Source organism: Nocardia glycosmidis (genome assembly GCF_052545115.1).
Genome location: NZ_JBQWRH010000008.1, coordinates 115,919 through 134,961, shown reverse-complemented (window position 1 = coordinate 134,961; position 19,043 = coordinate 115,919). Strand labels below are relative to the sequence as shown.

Genomic DNA, 19,043 nt, shown 5'->3' with positions numbered 1-19,043 from the left:
GAAGCGCGGCCGAGTAGCACCGTTCGGTACTGGGCCGGCAGCCGAGGGGGCCGAGCGCGAGCGCGGCCGAGTCCGTAGTCTTCAAGGCTGAGCTACCAACCGCTCGATGCTGAGCTACCAACCGCTCGATTCCAAGACGTGTCAACCCGTCGGGTGCGAGTCTTACGAGCACCGTTCGCGGCACGAGCCACCAGGGGGCCGTGAACACGCGGCGTCGCAGGCGCCGCAAAATTCGACACAGGAGGACAAGAATTTATGCATCGGACCCGTGGAAGGGTATTCGGCCTGGTCGCGGCGATGGCCGCGATCGGCCTGCTCACCGCGTGTGGCGACAATGATTCGACGGCGACGAGCACGCCGACGCCGATCCGCAGCACGACGGTGACGCAGTCGCCCGCGGCGTCGACGCCCGCCGATACCGGGCAGCCCGCCCCGGCGCCGGAGCAGCCCACGGCGACAGTGGCGCCCGAGCGTCCGCAGCCGGTGCCGACCCAGGCGGTCCCGCCGGCGGACACCTCGAAGCTCACCGACAAGGACAAGCGTTTCCTCGACGAGCTGGCGAAACAGGGCGTCACCCCGTCCACCCCGGACATCGCGCTCAGCATCGGCGCGTACGTCTGCCAGGGGACCGCCGCGGGGGCGTCCGACCAGGATCTGACGACCTTCGTGAACGCCATGGCGGGTTCCGACCCGTCCTTCGACCCCTCGAAGATGCCGGTCGAGAAGGCCGGGCAGGTCTACATCACGACCGCGCGAGCGACGTACTGCCAGTGAGTTCGCGTGTCCGTTCGGCGTCCCGCCGGTCCAGGCCGGCGGGGTGCCTGCTGATCGTGATCGGCGTCCTGGTGCTGATCGTCCTCGTCGTCCTGCTGCTGTGGTATCTGCTGGCGGGACGGTTGCGCCCGCCCACTCCGGGGCCGAGGCCGCCGGAACGGCCGACCTCACAGCCCGCGAGTTGCCCCGATGTGCAGATGGTTTCGGTGCCCGGCACGTGGGAGTCGAACAGCAACGACGACCCGCACAACCCGACGGCGAACCCGCTGTCGCTGATGCTGAACGTCACCGGCTCGGTCGCCCAGCGATTCCCGGCGCAGCGGCTGGAGGTCTACACCGTTCCGTATGTCGCGCAGTTCTCCAATCCGATCGCGATCCCGCCGGACGGACAGCAGTCCTACAACAACAGCCGATCCGAGGGCACGCAACGGATGGTCGATGCCATGGCCGCCCGGCATCAGGAGTGTCCGCTGACCACGTATGTGCTCGCGGGGTTCTCGCAGGGCGCGGTGATCGTGGGTGACGTCGCCGCGCAGATCGGCGCGGGCAACGGCCCCGTTCCCGCCGATCAGGTGCTGGGCGTGACGTTGATCGCCGATGGACGGCGCACCGGCGAAACCGGCCCCGGTCAACCGATCCAGGTCGGGACGCCGCCGCCCGGCGTGGGTGCGGAAGTCGCCTTGCGGGGCTTGAACGTGCCGGGCATCACGATGACCGGACCACGTCCGGGGGGCTTCGGCGCACTGGCCGAGCGCACCTACACCATCTGCGCGCCCGGCGATCTGATCTGTGACGCGCCGCGCGAGGCATTGAACCCGTGGAATCTCGTCGGCAGCGTGAACGCGCTGGTCCGCGCGGCCGGGAACCCGGTGCACGCGCTCTACAACGGCTTCGTCGTCGACCCCGACGGCACTACCTCCACGCAGTGGACGGCGAACTGGGCGGCCGGCCTGATCGAGGGTGCGCCGCATCCCGCGCATTCGTGAGAACGCACAGCGTGCGATACCCGCACCGCGTAGCCGTGACAAGGGCGACCCTTGTTCGGCGGCACGCTGTAAAGTGCCCTGATGATCGCGACGCCGGGCAACAGGCCTCGGGCGGGCGTCGCGCCCGTATTTCCTTACAGCCAGGAGCATGAGTTCATGACAGAAGCCGCCGCACCTGCCGCCACGGCAAGCCGCGCCGCGGATGCTGCGTCGACCGCGCTGGGCACTGCGGTGCGTCCGTTCCGCTTCGCGGCGGCCGGCGAGGGAAACAAGCAGGAGGGCGGTGCCCGCAAGTTCATCCAGACCGCCCAGCAGGCCGAGGAGTACGGCTTCGACACCTTCGTCGTCCCGGACCACCTCGGTGACCAGATCGGCCCGATCGCCGCGCTCGGCGCGCTGACCCAGGCCACGGACAAGATCCGGCTCGGGACGTCGGTGCTGGCGAACGGTTTCCGCCACCCCGTCGTGCTGGCCAAGGACCTCGCCACGATCGACGTGCTGTCCAAGGGCCGGCTCGAGGTCGGCCTCGGCGCGGGCTGGATCAAAGAAGAGTTCGACAACGCGGGTATCCCCTACGAGTCGCCCGGCGTCCGGCTGGAGAAACTGGACGAGGCGCTGACCATTCTCGACGTGCTGCTGCGCGGCCAGGAGTGCACCTTCGACGGCAAGCACTATCAGGTGCGCGGCGTCAAGGGGACTCCTCGGCCGCGGCAGGGCCCGCGTCCGCCGATCTGCGCGGGCGGTGGCGGCCCGAAGATGCTGCGCTTGGCCGCCCGGCACGCCGACATCATCTCCGTCATCCCGGTCACCACCAAGGACGGCAAGCTCCGGCTCTCCGGCATCACCATCGAGAAGGCCGTGGAAAAGGTGAACCTGATCAGGGAGGCCGCCGGTGACCGGTTCGCCGACATCGAACTGAACTGGGCCGTCACCGCGATCGTGATCACCGATGATCGCGAGAAGACCGCGGAGATGGCGCTGTCGGCGTTGGAACGGGGACTGCACCCGAACCTGGAGGTCGATGTTCAGTTGTCCGTCGAGGACATCCTGAACTCGCCCTACGTGGCGATCGGCACATTCGAGGAGATCGCCGAGCAGCTCAGGCGTGTGCGGCAACTCACCTCGATGTCCTACGTCGGTGTCTTCCCCACCCAGATGGACGCGTTCGCCCCCGTTATCCCCCTGCTGCGGGACGAGTGAACCGGTCTTCTCTGTAACATGACTCTGGTTTGAGTACATCTAGCCGATAGGCGGTCACCGCGCAGACCGCACAAAATCTGCAGGCTGGCTCTGCACTTGGAGCACCCGCGGGCGAAAGCGAGTCGGGGCCTCACAGGTAATAACGGCGATCTCGCCGGTTGCTGCGTGTGCCTCGGAGGAGAAGGAATGGAAGAGACTTTCGACGACTACCTGGACGAAACCGGGAACATCCGAATTCCCGAGGATCACACCCTGGTCGATCACGTCGAGAAGCACACTCGGAACGACGCGAACACCCTGGCGTATCGCTACATCGACTACTCCCGCGAGCGCGACGGCGAGGCGCAGGAGCTGACGTGGCGTGAGTTCGGCATCCGGCTGCGCGCGGTGGCCGCTCGACTGCAGCAAGTGACCAACCCGGGCGACCGGGTCGCGATCCTCGCCCCGCAGGGTTTGGACTACGTGATCTCCTTCTTCGCCGCGATCTACGCGGGCACCATCTCGGTCCCGCTGTTCGACCCGGACGAGCCCGGCCACACCGACCGCCTGCGCGCGGTGCTCGGTGACTGTGAGCCCGCCGCGATCCTGACCGCGAGCTCCTCCGCGGCCGGGGTCCGGCAGTTCTTCCGCTCGCTGCCCGCCGCCCAGCGCCCGCGCATCATCGCGGTGGACGCCATCCCGGACAGTGTCGGCGAGAGCTGGGTGCGCCCCGACATCGCCATCGACGACATCGCCTATCTGCAGTACACCTCGGGCTCCACCCGGGTGCCGGCCGGTGTCGAGATCACCCACCGCGCCGTCGGCACGAACCTGCTGCAAATGGTGGAAGCGATCAACCTGGATTGGAACTCACGCGGCGTGACCTGGCTGCCGCTGTTCCACGACATGGGCTTGCTCACCGTGATCCTGCCCGCGGTGGGTGGCAAATACATCACCATCATGTCGCCGAGCGCGTTCGTGCGCCGCCCCTATCGCTGGATCAAGGAACTGGCCGCGGTCTCCGACGGTGCCGGAACCTTCGCCGCCGCACCCAACTTCGCGTTCGAGCACGCCGCGGCGCGCGGTCTGCCGAAGCATGGCGAGGCGCTGGACCTGTCGAACGTGATCGGGCTGATCAACGGCAGCGAGCCGGTCACCACGTCGTCGATGAAGAAGTTCAACGAGGCGTTCGCGCCCTACGGGCTGCCCAAGACCGCCATCAAGCCGTGCTACGGCATGGCCGAGGCGACGCTGTTCGTCTCCGCCACCAAGGCCGAGGACGAGGCCAAGGTCACCTACGTCGACCGCAAGGAACTCAACGCGGGCCGCATGGTGCAGGTCGAACCCGGCCATGCGGACGCGATCGCGCAGGTGTCCTGCGGTTATATCGCGCTGTCGCAGTGGGCGACGATCGTCGATCCGGAATCGGTGGAATCCGAGGGCGGCGGCCGCGAACTGCCCGACGGCCGGGTCGGCGAGATCTGGCTGCACGGCAACAATATGGGCATCGGTTACTGGGGGCGTCCGGACGAGACGACGGCGACGTTCCGGAACAAGGTCACCCACCGGCTGCCCGAGGGCAGTCACGCCGAGGGCACCGAACCGGCGGCGAACTGGATGCGCACCGGCGACTACGGCGTGTACTTCGAGGGCGAGCTCTACATCACCGGCCGCGTCAAGGACCTGGTGATCGTGGACGGCCGCAACCACTACCCGCAGGACCTGGAGTACTCCGCGCAAGAAGCCAGCACGGCGCTGCGCCCCGGGTTCGTCGCCGCATTCTCGGTGCCCGCCAACCAGCTCCCGGCCGAAGTATTCGAGCAGGGCAGCCATTCCGGCCTGCAGTTCGACGCCGACGACGCCTCCGAGCAGTTGGTCATCGTCGGCGAGCGCGGTCCCGGCGCGGGCAAAGCCGATCCGCTGCCGATCGCCGACGCGGTGCGCGCGGCAGTCGCGCAGCGCCACGGTGTGACCGTCCGCGACGTGCTGCTGGTGCCCGCGGGCTCGATTCCGCGCACGTCCAGCGGCAAGATCGCCCGGCGGGCCTGTCGGGCGGCCTATCTGGAGGGAACACTGCGGGGTGGTTACACGCAGCAAGCCTTCCCCGATGCACTGGAAGAGTAATCGCCACGGGCGGCCTCGGACCGACCATTGACGCTCGGCACCGACCTTCCCACGCCGAGCGTCAATACCCGGTACGCCCGGTACGCAGACAGGTAGCTTGAGGAATTGATGGCTGACAACGAGGGCACGCCCACTCAGACGACCGACACCCCGCCGGCGGAAACCGTCGCGGACACGACGGCCCCGGCCGAGTCCGCGAAGGGTGGCGCGCAGACCGACATGTCGGTCGCGGAGCTGCGCGAGTGGCTGCGGCGCTGGGTCTGCGAAGCGACCGGACAACCGATCGAGCAGATCACCGTCGACCGGCCGATGGAGGAGTTCGGGCTCGCCTCGCGCGATGCCATCGCCCTCGGTGGGGACATCGAGGAACTGACCGGCGTCGTGCTGAACGCGACGATCGTGTATCAGCATCCGACCATCGCCGCGCTCGCCGAGCGGATCATCAACGGTGAACCGGAGGCGCCTGCGGAATCGTCCGACGACGCCTTCTACGCCGCGGGTTACACACCCGGCGAGGCGCACGACATCGCCATCGTCGGTCTGTCGACCCGGCTGCCCGGCGCGGGTAACACGCCTGAGTCGACGTGGGAATTCCTCATCGGCCGCGGTGACGCGATCCGGGAACTGCCCGAGGGCAGGTGGTCGGAGTTCGCCGGCGATCCGGCGGCGGCCAAGGCGATCGCCGAAGGCAACACCCTTGGTGGTTATCTCGACCAGGAAGTCGTGAAGAGCTTCGACGCCGAGTTCTTCGCGATGTCGCCGATCGAGGTGGAGCGGGTCGATCCGCAGCAGCGCCTGATGATGGAGCTGACCTGGGAGGCGTTGGAACACGCCAGAATTCCGGCCAGTCAGCTCAAAGGCGAGGCGGTCGGCGTCTTCATCGGCACCTCGACCAACGACTTCATGCTGGTCGCCGCGCTCGGTCTCGGCGGGTCGGACCAGTCCGCGCCCGCATCGGCCGCCGCGTATGGCTTGACCGGCAGCTCGTCCTCGATCATCGCGAACCGCATCTCCTACTTCTACGACTTCCGCGGCCCTTCGGTCGCGATCGACACCGCGTGCTCGTCCACACTGGTCGCGGTGCACCAGGCGGTGCGGGCGCTGCGCAGCGGGGACGCCGATCTGGCGCTGGCGGGCGGCGTGAACATGCTGCTCGCTCCGATGGCCACGCTCGGCTTCGACTCCGTCGGCGCGGTCGCGAAGAACGGCAGGGTCAAAGCGTTCAGCGCCGACGCCGACGGCATGGTGCGCTCCGAGGGCGCTGGTCTGGTGGTGCTCAAGCGGCTCGCCGACGCCGAGCGTGCCGGCGATCGGATCCTCGGCGTGGTCAAGGGTTCGGCGGTCAACTCCGACGGTCGCTCCAACGGCATCGTCGCGCCGAACCCGGACGCCCAGGCCGAGGTGCTGCGCCGCGCCTACCGCGACGCGGGCATCCCGCCGTCCACGGTCGACTACATCGAAGCGCACGGCACCGGAACGCTGCTCGGTGACCCGATCGAAGCCGACGCGCTCGGCCGGGTCGTCGGCCGCGGCCGCGACGCCGACAAGCCCGCGCTGCTCGGCTCGGCGAAAACCAATTTCGGCCACCTGGAGTCCGGCGCGGGTGCGGCCGGCCTGGCCAAGGTGATCATGTCGTTGCAGCACAACGTCATTCCGCCGAACATCAACTACGCCGGGCCGAACCCCTACATCCCGTTCGACCAGGCGCACCTGAAGGTCGTCGACGAGCCCACCGAGTTCCCGCGTTACAGCGGCACGGCCACCGTCGGGATCTCCGGCTTCGGTTTCGGCGGCACCAACGCGCACGTTGTCGTCCAGGAGTATGTGCCCACCGCGGACCCGGCGCTGGCACCATTCGCCGAACTCGAGTCGCAGCTGAGCGGCGACGTGCTGAACCGCGACGCGCTGAACGAGGACGTGCTGGACGACGAGACCACGGACGTGGTCGCGGAAGCCGACGCCGTGGTCGCTGGGGCCGTGGTCGCGGGCGTCGCCGAAGCTGCCGAGGCCGCCGCGCCTGCCGCCGAATGGACCGTCGAGCGCACCGAGCCGTTGCCGCTGATCCTGCCCGTTTCGGGCTACCTGCCCTCGCGCCGCCGTCGCGCCGCCGCCGAGCTGGCCGACTGGCTGGAATCCGAGGCGGGCGCACGGACCCCGCTCGCCGATGTGGCGCGTTCACTGGCCAAGCGCAGTCACTGGCGTTCGCGCGGCGTCGTGCTCGCCACGTCCCACGAAGAGGCGGTCGCTGGGCTGCGCGCCATCGCGGCGGGCAAGCCGGGCCCGGGTGTGTTCACCGCCGACGCGCCCGCGGTGCTGGGCCCGATGTGGGTGCTGGCCGGTTTCGGCGCGCAGCACCGCAAGATGGGTAAGCAGCTCTACCTGGAGAACTCGATCTTCGCTGGCGCCGTTGACGAGGTCGACGAGCTGGTGCAGGACGAGGCCGGATATTCGGTGCGCGAGATGTTCCTGGACGACGGCCAGGATTATGACGTCGGCACTTCGCAGGTCGGCATCTTCACCATCCAGATCGGCTTGGCCGCGCTGCTGCGCGCGCACGGTGCGGAACCCGACGCGGTGGTGGGCCATTCCATGGGCGAGGTCGCGGGCGCGTACATCGCCGGTGGCCTGCCCCTCGAGGACGCGGTGCGCGTGATCTGCGCCCGTTCCCGCCTGATGGGCGAGGGCGAGCAGATGATCAGCGATGACGACGTGCGCAATATGGCGCTCATCGAGTACAGCGCCGAGGATGTCGCGAATCTGCTGCCGGATTACCCGGATGTCGAGGTCGCGGTATACGCGGCGCCGACCAACACGGTGATCGGCGGCCCGCAGGATCAGGTCGCGGCGATCGTCGCGCAGGTGGAGGCGGCGGGGAAGTTCGCCCGGGTGCTGCAGACCCGCGGCGCGGGACACACCTCGCAGATGGATCCGCTGCTCGGCGAGCTTGCCGCGGAACTGGCCGGCATCGAGCCGACGAAGCTGAAGACCGGCGTGTACTCGACGGTGCACAAACAGGAGTACTTCCGTCCGGGCGACGACCCGATCCACGACGAGGCCTACTGGGTCAAGAACATGCGCCACAGCGTCTACTTCACCAACGCGGTGAAACTCGCGGTGGACGCGGGCCACACCACATTCCTGGAGCTGGCGCCGAATTCCGTTGCGCTGATGCAGGTGCTGGGCACCACCTTCGCCGCAGGCCTGCACGACGCGCAGCTCATCCCCACGCTCAAGCGCAAGGAGGACGAGTCCGCGGGCGTGATCGCCGCACTCGCCCAGCTCTACGTGCACGGGCACAAGGTCGATCTGTGGTCACTGCTCAGTGCCGGTGACTACGCCGAGATTCCGCGAACCACGTTCCTGCGTAAGGAGTATTGGCCGAAGGTCGAGTTGTCCTCGGGCGGCAACGGGCGAGTGCCGGGCGCGCACGTCGCATTGCCGGACGGCAGGCACGTCTGGGAGGTGCGGGCGTCCTCGGTCACCGGTCTCGTCGAGTTGGTGAATGCCGCTGCGGCGCAGGTACTCAGTGACGTGTCGCTCGGTGCCTCGATCCCGCACGCGCCGATCCCCACCTCGGGCACGCTCACTACCACGCTCACGCCACACCTCGGCGGCGCCTCGGTGCAGGTGCACGCCAAGGAGGGCAACAGTTTCCGGCTGGTGTTCGACGCCGTCCTGGTCTCTGGCGCACCGCTGCCGGAAGTCGTTGTGGCCGAGCCGATTCCAGGCGCGGTAGCGGTGCCGCAGAGCGGCGTCGACAGCGAGTTCGTGGAAACCTTCGGCGAGCGATGGGATCCGAACGGCACGCAGACCGTCGAGGAGCGGCTCGCGCTGATCGTCGCGGAATCGATGGGTTACGCGGTCGAGGATCTTCCGATGGAGATCCCGCTGATGGAACTCGGTCTGGACTCGCTGATGGCCATGCGCATCAAGAACCGGGTCGAATACGAGTTCGACATCCCGCAGCTGCAGGTCCAGGCCGTGCGCGACGCGAGCCTGCATGAGGTGGGCAAGGTGCTGCGCTACGCCATCGAGCACCGCGACGAAGTGCAGGCGATGGCCGACCAGCAAGCCGCCGACAAGGCCGCGGGCGGCACGGGCGAGTTGGCTGTCGACGCCGACTTCATGTCCGCGGCCAGAGCGGCGCTGGCTACCGGAGCCGACCCGCTCGCCGCGGTGGGCGCCGCGACCGCATCGTCGGACACCGGACTGCCCGGCAAGGTGAGCGCGACATCGGAAACCGCTGCGCCCGAGGCGGATTCGATTCCCGTCGCAGCGGAGACCGGGTCGGCCGAAACGGCTTCCGCAAGTGATGCCACTCCCGCCGCGCAATCGGTTATCGAGCCCGCACCGGCCACGGCCACACCTGCCGCAGTGTTCGGCGGGCAGCCGTCCGCCGACGTGGAAGACGACGTCCCGCCGCGCGATGCCGCCGAGCGGCTCACCTTCGCCACCTGGGCGGTGGTCACCGGTAAATCGGCCGGAGGCATCTTCACCACGCTGCCGATCCTCGACGAGGACACCGCGGAGAAGCTGGCCGCACGCCTGACCGAACGGGTCAAGGCCGAGGTCACGGTCGATGACGTACTCGACTGCGAGACCATCGAACAGCTGGCCGACATCGTGCGCAATCTGCAGGACAGCGGCGCGGATGTGGACGGTTTCGTCCGTCCGCTGCGTGCGCGGCCGGAGGGTTCGGACGCCGTGCCGGTCTTCGTGTTCCATCCGTCGGGCGGTAACACGCTCGTCTACGAACCGTTGCTGAAGCGGCTGTCGGCCGAGACTCCGATGTACGGCCTCGAGCGGGTCGAAGGGTCGATCGAGGAACGGGCACGCCAATACCTTCCTGAGCTGCGCAAGATTCAGGGTGACGGTCCGTTCGTGCTCTACGGTTGGTCGCTCGGAGCGGTGCTGGCCATGCAGACCGCGCAGCTGCTCCGTGCCGAGGGCGCGGATGTGCGCGTGGTCGGCCTGATCGACCTGGCCCTTCCGACGCAGGGTGAGGACAACAGCCCCGAGGAGCGGGTGCGGCGCATCGAGCGCTACCAGGTGTTCGCGAAAAAGACCTACGGTGTCGAAGGCGAATTGGACCGCGAGCAGTTGGAAACTCTGGCGGCCGCCTCTGACGACGAGCAGTTCAGGATGATCAGCGATCTGATCAAGATCAGCGGCACGAAGATTCCGGGTGGGGTGCTCGAGCACCAGCGCACATCGTGGGTCGAGAGCCGTCAGCTCGCCAAGACCCAGCCATCCCGCTACGACGGCGAGACGGTGCTCTACCTCGCCGATCGTTACCACGACGGGATGATCGAGCTCGAGCCGCGCTTCGCCGACCGGTTGCCCAACGGCGGCTGGGACGACTACCTGACCAACCTGGAGGTCGTCCACATTCCAGGCGACCACTTGCAGATCATCGATGAACCGCGGATCGGGAAGATCGGGGCCGACCTGACCGCGAAGCTCGCCGCGATCCAGGCGAAAGGGGCCAAGTGAGCACGACTGCCGAAAAGCTCGCCGACCTGCGCAAGCGACTGGAGCTGGCGCAGGAACCGGCCGGTGAAGCGGGGCTGGCCAAGCGGGCGAAGAAAGGCATCCCCAGCGCCCGCGACCGGATCAACATGCTGCTCGATCCGGGCACGTTCATGGAGATCGGTGCGCTGGTGCGCAAACCGGGTGATCCCGCCGCGCTGTACGGCGACGGCGTCGTCACCGGGTACGGCTTGGTAGCGGGCCGGCCGGTCGCGGTGTTCTCGCACGACCAGACCGTGTACGGCGGTTCGGTGGGTGAGATGTTCGGCCGCAAGGTGGCCGGGCTGCTGGAGTACGCGGCCAAGGTCGGCTGCCCGGTGGTCGGCATCAACGATTCCGGCGGCGCGCGCGTGCAGGAGGCGGTGACCTCGCTGGCGTGGTACGCGGAGCTGGGGCGGCGCCAGGAGCCGCTGTCGGGTCTGGTCCCGCAGGTCTCGATAATCCTCGGCAAGTGCGCGGGCGGTGCCGTGTACGCGCCGATCAACACCGACGTGGTGGTGGCGACCGAAGAGGCGTACATGTTCGTCACCGGTCCGAAGGTGATCCGCGAGGTCACCGGGGAGGACGTGAGTCTCGAGGAACTCGGCGGCGCGCGTAGCCAGGCCGAATACGGCAACATCCACCATGTCGCGAAGAACGAGGCGGCCGCGTTCGAGTGGGTGCGCGATTATCTGAGCTACCTGCCGACCAGCTGCCAGGAACTGGCGCCGATCGTGAATCCCGGTCTGGAGCCGGAGACCACCGACAACGATCTCGAGCTGAACTCGATCGTCCCGGATTCCGACAACGCGGGCTACGACATGCACGAGATCCTGCTGCGGATCTTCGACGACGGTGCGTTCCACGAGGTCGGCGGGTCCGCTGGACGCAACATCATCACCGGCTTCGCCCGGGTCGACGGGCGCAGCGTCGGCGTGGTCGCCAATCAGCCGATGGTCTACGCGGGCGCGTTGGACGCGCGGGCCTCGGACAAGGCGGCGCATTTCGTGCGGCTGTGTGACGCGTACGAACTTCCGCTCATTTTCGTGGTCGACACGCCCGGGTTCCTGCCCGGGGTCGAACAGGAAAAGATCGGCGTCATCAAGCGTGGCGGCCGGTTCCTGTTCTCCTACGTCGAGGCCAGCGTGCCGAAAGTGACCGTGGTGATCCGCAAGTCCTATGGCGGCGGCTATGCCGTGATGGGATCCAAGCAATTGGGCGCCGACGTGAATCTGGCCTGGCCCACCGCGCGCATCGCGGTGATGGGCGCGGAGAGCGCGGTCAGCCTGATCGGCGGCAAGCAGATCGAGGCCGCGCCGGAGGAACAGCGGGCGGCCATTCGCCAGCAGATGATCGACTTCTACAACGCCACCATCGCCACGCCTTGGGTGGCTGCCGAGCGCGGATATGTCGACGCGGTCATCGAGCCGTCGAAAACCCGGCTGGAACTGCGGCGCGCGCTACAACTGTTGCGGGACAAGTCGGTTGCTCCCAACCCGCGCAAGCACCACCTGTTGCCGCTGTAGCGATGCCGGAAACACGATCGGGCCGCATCCTTCGGGGCGCGGCCCGATTCGTGTGTTGCGTGTCGGAAAGTCAGCCGATGCTGGCGGATTCGATGACGACGTCCTCGACCGGCACGTCCTGGTGCATGCCCGCCGAGGACGTGGCGACAGCCGCGATCTTGTCGACCACGTCGGTGCCTTCGGTCACCGCGCCGAACACGGCGTAGCCCCAGCCGGCCGGGCTGGGCGCGGAGTGGTTGAGGAAATCGTTGTCCGAGACGTTGATGAAGAACTGCGCGGTGGCCGAGTGCGGATCGTTGGTGCGGGCCATCGCGACGGTGTATTTGGCGTTCTTCAGGCCGTTGTTCGCTTCGTTCTGAATCGGGTCCTTGGTGCCCTTCTGGCGCAGACCGGACTCGAAGCCGCCGCCCTGGATCATGAAGCCGGGGATGACGCGGTGGAAGATCGTGCCGTTGTAGTGGCCGGAGTTCACGTAGTCCACGAAATTGCGCACGGTGTTCGGCGCCTTCTGATCATCCAGTTCGAGGACGATCGGCCCGTAGTTCGTCGAGAGATTCACCTTGGTCATACCCCTACCCTGCCATGCTCCCCCGCCTCTCCGAATCTTCAGGCCGTACCGGTTGGGTGACGCGGGATTGCGTTCAGGTCCTGCGTTGGGTGCCAGTTGTTTCTGGGCGTACCCGGTGAGTTACCCATGTTCTTTCGAAATCAGTTGTCGGGATAGAGCCAAGATGCCTGGAATAGGCCCGAATGCTTACCGGTTGGAGGTGGATGGGTAACTCGCTGGGCACACCAAAACTCGAGCGGCACCCAAGCGTGATCGGGACGCTGATACGCGCCATCTGACTGGCATGCCCTATAGACCCGGCGCGGCGGGGGAGCCAGCTAGCATTGCCAACCGTGCCCGACGCCGCAACCGCTGTTCTGACAAAACCGCCCGCCGCCCCGGCGGTGACTCCGAATGATTACCGGACCGCGCGCTTGATCGCACTGGTCGCCGGAGTGCTCGGTGCACTGTTCGCGCTGGCGACGCCATTCTTGCCGGTCACGCAGGCGACCGCGGCGCTGAACTGGCCGCAGGGCGCAACGCTCGCCGACGTGCAGGCGCCGCTGATGTCGCAGGTCCCGGTCGAGCTGACGGCGACGATCCCGTGCGACACCATCGCCCAGCTGCCCGAGCGGGGTGGCATGCTGCTGGCCACCGCGCCGCCGCAGGGTGACCGTGCCGCGCTGGAGGCCATGTTCGTGCGGGTGTCGGGGAGCTCGGTGGACGTGGTAGACCGCAATGCGGTCGTGGTGTCTGCCGAGCGGGGCCAGATGGGCGAGTGCACGTCGCTGACTATCAGCTCGGACGCCGATCGCACGCACGCGGTGTTCAATGGGCTCAGCAAGCAGGTCGAGCAGCCGGTCGAGGGTCGGGCCCCCGAGACGGTGACCGTGCCGGTGGAGGGCGCGCTGAGCGGTGACCTGCGGCCGCAAGTGGTCGGGATCTTCTCCGATCTGAAGGGCGCGGCGCCCGCGGGGCTGGCATTCCACATGACCGTGGACACCCGTTTCTCCTCCAGCCCGACCGCGATCAAGCTGATCGCGATGATCGCCGCGGTGCTGTGCACGCTGGTCGCACTGGCGGCGCTGGGCCGGCTCGACGGCGGTGACGGGCGCGCGCACCGTCGATTCCTTCCGGCGAACTGGCTGAAGCCGACCTGGGCGGACGGCGTGGTGGTCGGCACGCTGCTGCTGTGGCATTTCGCGGGCGCGAACACCTCCGACGACGGTTACATCCTCAGCATGGTGCGGGTGGCCCCGCACGCGGGATACATGGCCAACTACTTCCGGTGGTACGGCGTGCCGGAGGCGCCGTTCGGCTGGTACTACTACGTGATCCAGGTCTTCTCGGAGATCTCCACGGCCAGCCCGTGGGTGCGGTTGCCCGCGCTGGCCTGCGCCGTTCTGTGCTGGCTGGTGATCAGCCGCGAGGTCGTGCCGCGCCTGGGCCGCGGCGTGCGCACCAGCAAGGTGGCGCTGTGGACGGGTGGCTTGGTGTTCCTGGCGTTCTGGCTGCCGTTCGACAACGGTTTGCGTTCCGAGCCGATCGTCGCGCTGGGTGCGCTGCTGACCTGGGTGTCGATCGAGCGGGCCATTGCGACCGGTCGGCTGCTGCCCGCCGGGGTCGCGGTGTTGGTCGCGGCGTTCACGCTGGCCGCCGCGCCCACGGGTCTGATGTGTGTAGCGGCGCTGCTGGCCGGTATCCGGCCGCTGGTGCGCATCGTGGTGCGCAAGCACCGGCGGTTCGCCGCCGAGGGCGTCGGGCGGTGGGGATCGACGCTGCCGCTGCTCGCGCCGATCGCCGCGGCCGGTGTCCTCGTGCTGACGGTGGTCTACAGCGATCAGACCTTCGCGGGTATCCAGGAGGCCAACCGGGTGCGCCAGGTGACCGGGCCGAACCTGGCTTGGTACGAGGACTACCTGCGCTATTACTACCTGTTCGTGGAGACCGTCGACGGCTCGCTGTCGCGCCGCTTCGCCTTCCTGGTGATGCTGCTGTGCCTGTTCACCACCATGCTCGTGCTGCTGCGGCGCAGGCAGGTGCCGGGCATCGCGAGCGGGCCGACCTGGCGGCTGATGGGCGTGGTCTTCGGAACGATCTTCTTCATGATGTTCAACCCGACCAAGTGGACCCACCACTTCGGCGCGTACGCGGGTATCGCGGGCTCGCTGGCGGCGGTCACCGCGGTCGCGGTCTCGGCGAGCGCGTTGCGGGCGCGCAAGAACCGGGCGATTTTCCTGGCCGGGTTGCTGTTCGTGCTGGCGGTCGCCTTCTCCGGCATCAACGGCTACTGGTATGTGTCCAGCTTCGGCGTGCCGTGGTTCGACAAGCGCGTGTCGCTGCACGGCTACCAGTCGAACACGCTGATGCTCATCCTGTTCGGGTTGGCGCTCGCGCTGGTCGGCTGGTACGCGTTGCGCGAGGACTACACCAAGCCGCAGCCGTCGGCGAAGACGGCGCGGGGCCGGCGGATTCGCCGGTTCGCCGCGATTCCGCTGACCGTGGTCGCCGCGGCGATGGTGGCGCTGGAGGTGCTGTCCCTGGTCAAGGGCGCGGTCTCGCAGTACCCGGCGTACTCGCTGGCCCGCTCGAACATCGACGCACTCGGCGGCAGCACCTGCGGCCTGGCCAATGACGTGCTGGTGGAACCGGACCCGAACGGCGGCAGACTGCAGCCGATCATCGACCCGGCGCACCCGCCGACCGACCCGGCCGATCCGCTGGCCGGTATCGACCCGGTCGGTTTCGACCCGAACGGCGTGCCCAACGATCTGTCCGCCGACACCGTCGAGGTGAAACCGGGCACCGGCAACACCTCCACCCAGTCGGTCGGCGCGGCGTTCGCCGAGGGGCAGAGCGCGGGCACCGGCGGCGGCCAAGGCGCGCGCGGCGTCAACGGCAGCACTGTCGCCCTGCCATTCGGCTTGGACCCGGCGACTACGCCGATCCTCGGTAGCTATCAGAACGGAATGCAGCAGCCCGCGAGCGTCACCTCGAGCTGGTACCAGCTGCCCGCTCGTTCGGCGGACACACCGCTGGTGGTGATCTCGGCCGCGGGACGCATCCTTTCCTTCGACGACACCGGTGCGATGAAATACGGCCAGTCGCTCACCGTCGACTACGGCAAGCACCTGCCCGACGGAAGCGTGCAGAAACTCGGCACCTACCTGCCGCGCGATATCGGCCCGTTCCCGTCCTGGCGTAACCTGCGCGTGCCGCTGGATGAGATCGCCCCGGACGCCGACGCGGTGCGCATCGTCGCCAACGATCCGATCCTGATCGGCGACCAGTGGCTGGCGTTCACTCCGCCACGGATGCCGAAGCTGCAGTCGCTCAACAGCCTCCTCGGTTCGCAGCAGCCGATCCTGCTGGACTGGGCAGTGGGCTTGCAGTTCCCGTGCCAGCGGCCGTTCGACCACAAGAACGGCGTGGCCGAGGTGCCCGGCTACCGGATCCTCCCGGATCGCCCGTTGGCCATCAGTTCCACCAACACCTGGCAGGCCGAGGAGTTCGGCGGCCCGCTCGGCTTCACGCAGATGCTGGCCAAGTCGACCACCGTGCCGACCTATCTGAAGGACAACTGGGCGCGCGACTGGGGTTCGCTGGAGCGCTACGACCAGTACGACCGCAACGCGATCCCAGCGAAGTTGGACACCGGGACAGAGACGAGGTCCGGCCTGTGGACGCCGGGCCGGCTGCGGGTGTTCTGACCGAGTCGGAGCGGACCGGACACCGGGCCGCCGCGTGGGTGACAAACCTGCGCGGCGGCCTTTCCGTGTCAGGCCCATGAACTCAACGGGCCAGAAATGCGCTGAGTGCGTGCAAGCCTGTGCCGGTAGTCTCCAGGCAATGACGAGCGGCGCCCCCAGCGACTGGTACCGCTGGATCCCGGACCAGATCACCGCACGAGACTATGAACTGCTGCCTGTCGACTTCTGCCGGACTATCGAGGTCGTCGACGGCCATATCGTGAAGTGCGAAAGTCCATCACGGCTGCACAACCGGGTGGCGCGGCGAATGGCCGCGCACATGGAAGCGGCGCGCAAACCAGAGCCGCGCGTGATAGTCGAAACCGACGTAGACGTCCGGCTCAGCGACGTTCCGCTCAGCCTTCGTCGACCGGACGTCGTCGTGTATCGCTGCCTCGATGATGACGCGAAGCTCTACGCCGATCACACCGTGCTCGTGGTAGAAATCGTCTCTCCGGACAGTTCACACCACACCGATACCGTGGAAAAGAAGGCCGCGTACGCCGCGGCCGGTATCCCGGTGTACCTCATCGTGTTTCTCACCGAGCCCGGCGATGGGATCGAGCAGATCGAGGAGTACCGCCTCTCTGAAGGCCGGTACCACCTGGTATGCCTGCACACTCGTCGGCTGACGGTGGACGTGCCGATACCCATCGACGTCGCTTTCGGCGAGCTGACTACGGGATAGCCAGTCCAGTAGCCGGACACAGGGCCGCCGCGCAGGCAATCCTGCGCGGCGGCCCTGCCCGTTTTGTTCCGGTGCGATACCGGGCGCTCAGACCTTCAGGCGAAGACCGAGCTCGCGCCGGAGCACCTCTTGCGAGGGAAGGCGGTTGAGCACCCGCAACACCGCGGGTCGCAGTTCCCGTTGTTCCTCTTCGCTGAGCAGTCCGACAAGATCGCGCAGACCCATATCATCGAATGCCGTTGTCATAAATCACAGATTAAGGCCACGAGCCCGATTCGTCCTGCGATGCATCGGCACAGGTGGGGGCCTATTTTTCAGACCGTACAACCGGTTTTTGTACCCGGCTCGCCGCAGTGGTCGGGCGGCGAGCGCCTCAGCCATCTCAGCGGGCCCGGATTGCTGCGGCGATCAGGTCACTGGTCAGATTTCCGGCGCGCAGCAAATCCATCGGGCTGACGCCGTCGAGCTCCTTGTTAGGGGTGCTCCACCAGGCGCCGACCTCCCATGGGCGGTCCTGGGCGCCGAGCCCGACATTGGCTTCCTCAACTAATGGGTCTATGCGTTTACCGGCGGCATCCAGCTGAAAGGTCGGGAACCGGTATGTCTTTCCGACAGGGAACCCCAGGAGCCTGGAACGGGCTCGGTGGTACCGCACGGCACTTGTCCTGCGACTGGGGGTGGCGCTCGCGTCGATGACGGCGCCGACCTCGGACGTCCCGATGCATTCGAATCGCTGCAATATCCGGCGGTGTTCGGCAGGAAGCGGATCGGCAGGCGGTTGATAGGTTGTCGACCAAATGGGCTGGTTCTCCCATCCTCGTGGGCATCCGATACGGCTGTCCGGTTGGCCTATTGCAGCAAGCCCGGCCTTGATCAGCTCCGCGGTCTCGAGGCGCCACGTCGACTTCGGGTCGAGTTGGCTCGTGAGATAAGCGAGTATCGCCAGCGACGCATATACCCGTGAGCGTGAGTGGGCGTCAGCCGCATGAGCGAGATCTGGGGTACCTTCGAGCCGGCTGACCTGTTCGATCATGTTCTTGTTCCACAAACGCACGTGATGGGCGCATGTGTTGCGCAGGTACGTGAGATTCATGATCCATTTCGTCAGAGCCGCGCCGTCTCCGTCGCAGTTCTCATCGAAAATTCCGAAGCTTGCGGCGATCAGGTTCTTATGCGCCGGTTTCAACCCGGCGAGCAAGGTGGACAGGCTGCCGAAGGTGAGCAGCTCTGTGACCACCCAAACTGGAAGCGGCATACCATATTTGGCTTTGAAGTGCTTGACAAAGTCCTCTTTCGACCGGTCTTCATTCCGTCTAACGTTGGTCAGCCACTGTGCATGGCCGCTGGTCAGCCAATGCGCTTTGCTCACAACAGGATTCTGGTCATCGAACGCGGTGAATGTTCGATCCAAAGATGCGGGGTCGAGATGCGCGAAGGGGTGTCCGGCGCCCAGGGTGTACCCGAGTTGGACCCGCAGCGCGACTTCGATGCGCTCGATCGCATCAAGAACGTGCAGCCGGAGGCGGCGATCGAACTCATAGAGCTCCAAGACGCGGTCGAATGTCGTCCCAGGAACGAACTCGTCACCTATTGCAGTGCGGGGGGCTTCTCCCGGTGCGCCGGGAATCTGTACTTGGACACGATATATGTACCAGTAGCCGCTCAGCCTGTAGTAGCCGATCTTGCTCAGCACTTGCATGGCCGCTGCTTCGTTGTCAACGATCAACCCGCGCTGGCGCAGTAAGCTCACCTGATCGGCCAGAGACTTGAACGGCTTGTCATAGGTCGTCATGATCGGTGTCCGGCGTGCGTTCGAGCACATCGCGGCAAGAGCATACTCATCAAGGCACCTTTGGGTATGATGTATGGACATGGCCGACCGCCCACTCCCGCCCCAGGGAGGGACGGTCGGTTCTCTCTTTCAGACGACGGTCGCCGGGCCAGAGTTCGCGCCGCACTGAC

General features: G+C 67.1%; 11 protein-coding genes. 8 read left to right on the top strand and 3 right to left on the bottom strand.

Going from position 1 to position 19,043, the window contains the following annotated elements:
• The first annotated feature begins 255 nt into the window (after positions 1 to 255).
• The 6 genes from ACT86A_RS12660 to ACT86A_RS12635 all read left to right on the top strand — a co-directional run bounded on the left by ACT86A_RS12660 (position 256) and on the right by ACT86A_RS12635 (position 12,097).
• Positions 256 to 774, top strand: coding sequence for a DUF732 domain-containing protein (locus ACT86A_RS12660; protein ID WP_445092271.1), 519 nt, complete (start codon positions 256 to 258; stop codon positions 772 to 774).
• Entirely contained in the window at positions 771 to 1,760 is a 990-nt protein-coding gene (locus tag ACT86A_RS12655; RefSeq protein WP_445092270.1) for a cutinase family protein, read from the top strand. Before ACT86A_RS12660 ends, ACT86A_RS12655 begins: the two co-directional genes overlap by 4 nt.
• Positions 1,761 to 1,916: 156 nt before the next feature.
• Positions 1,917 to 2,960 carry an LLM class F420-dependent oxidoreductase gene (locus ACT86A_RS12650; protein ID WP_445092269.1) on the top strand — a complete coding sequence of 348 codons (1,044 nt, stop codon included), beginning with the start codon at positions 1,917 to 1,919 and terminating at the stop codon, positions 2,958 to 2,960.
• A 186-nt stretch (positions 2,961 to 3,146) separates the two neighbouring features.
• Positions 3,147 to 5,063 (top strand): long-chain-fatty-acid--AMP ligase FadD32, encoded by a 1,917-nt coding sequence (gene fadD32, locus ACT86A_RS12645; protein WP_445092268.1) that lies wholly within the window; start codon positions 3,147 to 3,149, stop codon positions 5,061 to 5,063.
• 108 nt (positions 5,064 to 5,171) lie between these two features.
• The gene (gene pks13, locus ACT86A_RS12640; protein ID WP_445092267.1) at positions 5,172 to 10,556 is read left to right on the top strand and encodes a polyketide synthase Pks13; all 5,385 of its coding nucleotides are present in this window, start codon (positions 5,172 to 5,174) and stop codon (positions 10,554 to 10,556) included.
• Positions 10,553 to 12,097 (top strand): acyl-CoA carboxylase subunit beta, encoded by a 1,545-nt coding sequence (locus ACT86A_RS12635; RefSeq protein ID WP_445092266.1) that lies wholly within the window; start codon positions 10,553 to 10,555, stop codon positions 12,095 to 12,097. The genes pks13 and ACT86A_RS12635 overlap by 4 nt, the downstream gene beginning before the upstream one ends.
• Before the next feature lie 70 nt (positions 12,098 to 12,167).
• Here ACT86A_RS12635 and ACT86A_RS12630 read toward each other — a convergent pair whose 3' ends face one another.
• On the bottom strand, positions 12,168 to 12,665 hold the full coding sequence (locus ACT86A_RS12630; RefSeq protein WP_445092265.1) for a peptidylprolyl isomerase: 498 nt from the start codon (positions 12,663 to 12,665) through the stop codon (positions 12,168 to 12,170).
• 332 nt (positions 12,666 to 12,997) lie between these two features.
• Here ACT86A_RS12630 and ACT86A_RS12625 point away from each other — a divergent pair, with 332 nt between their 5' ends.
• Positions 12,998 to 16,354 carry an arabinosyltransferase domain-containing protein gene (locus tag ACT86A_RS12625; RefSeq protein WP_445092264.1) on the top strand — a complete coding sequence of 1,119 codons (3,357 nt, stop codon included), beginning with the start codon at positions 12,998 to 13,000 and terminating at the stop codon, positions 16,352 to 16,354.
• 139 nt (positions 16,355 to 16,493) lie between these two features.
• Positions 16,494 to 17,081: a Uma2 family endonuclease gene (locus ACT86A_RS12620; protein WP_445092263.1), complete on the top strand. Its 588-nt coding sequence runs from the start codon at positions 16,494 to 16,496 to the stop codon at positions 17,079 to 17,081.
• 87 nt (positions 17,082 to 17,168) lie between these two features.
• Here ACT86A_RS12620 and ACT86A_RS12615 read toward each other — a convergent pair whose 3' ends face one another.
• Together ACT86A_RS12615 and ACT86A_RS12610 are read right to left on the bottom strand one after the other, a co-directional pair.
• Positions 17,169 to 17,327: a hypothetical protein gene (locus tag ACT86A_RS12615; RefSeq protein ID WP_445092262.1), complete on the bottom strand. Its 159-nt coding sequence runs from the start codon at positions 17,325 to 17,327 to the stop codon at positions 17,169 to 17,171.
• 136 nt (positions 17,328 to 17,463) lie between these two features.
• A complete protein-coding gene (locus tag ACT86A_RS12610; RefSeq protein ID WP_445092261.1) occupies positions 17,464 to 18,873 on the bottom strand; it encodes an Abi family protein in 1,410 nt (469 codons plus the stop codon).
• Positions 18,874 to 19,043: the final 170 nt, after the last annotated feature.

Coding starts and splice junctions, on each gene's coding strand:
- ACT86A_RS12660 (WP_445092271.1), top strand. CDS start 256: ATGCATCGGACCCGTGGAAGGGTATTCGGCCTGGTCGCGGCGATGGCC.
- ACT86A_RS12650 (WP_445092269.1), top strand. CDS start 1,917: ATGACAGAAGCCGCCGCACCTGCCGCCACGGCAAGCCGCGCCGCGGAT.
- fadD32 (WP_445092268.1), top strand. CDS start 3,147: ATGGAAGAGACTTTCGACGACTACCTGGACGAAACCGGGAACATCCGA.
- pks13 (WP_445092267.1), top strand. CDS start 5,172: ATGGCTGACAACGAGGGCACGCCCACTCAGACGACCGACACCCCGCCG.
- ACT86A_RS12630 (WP_445092265.1), bottom strand. CDS start 12,665: ATGACCAAGGTGAATCTCTCGACGAACTACGGGCCGATCGTCCTCGAA.
- ACT86A_RS12620 (WP_445092263.1), top strand. CDS start 16,494: ATGACGAGCGGCGCCCCCAGCGACTGGTACCGCTGGATCCCGGACCAG.
- ACT86A_RS12615 (WP_445092262.1), bottom strand. CDS start 17,327: ATGACAACGGCATTCGATGATATGGGTCTGCGCGATCTTGTCGGACTG.
- ACT86A_RS12610 (WP_445092261.1), bottom strand. CDS start 18,873: ATGACGACCTATGACAAGCCGTTCAAGTCTCTGGCCGATCAGGTGAGC.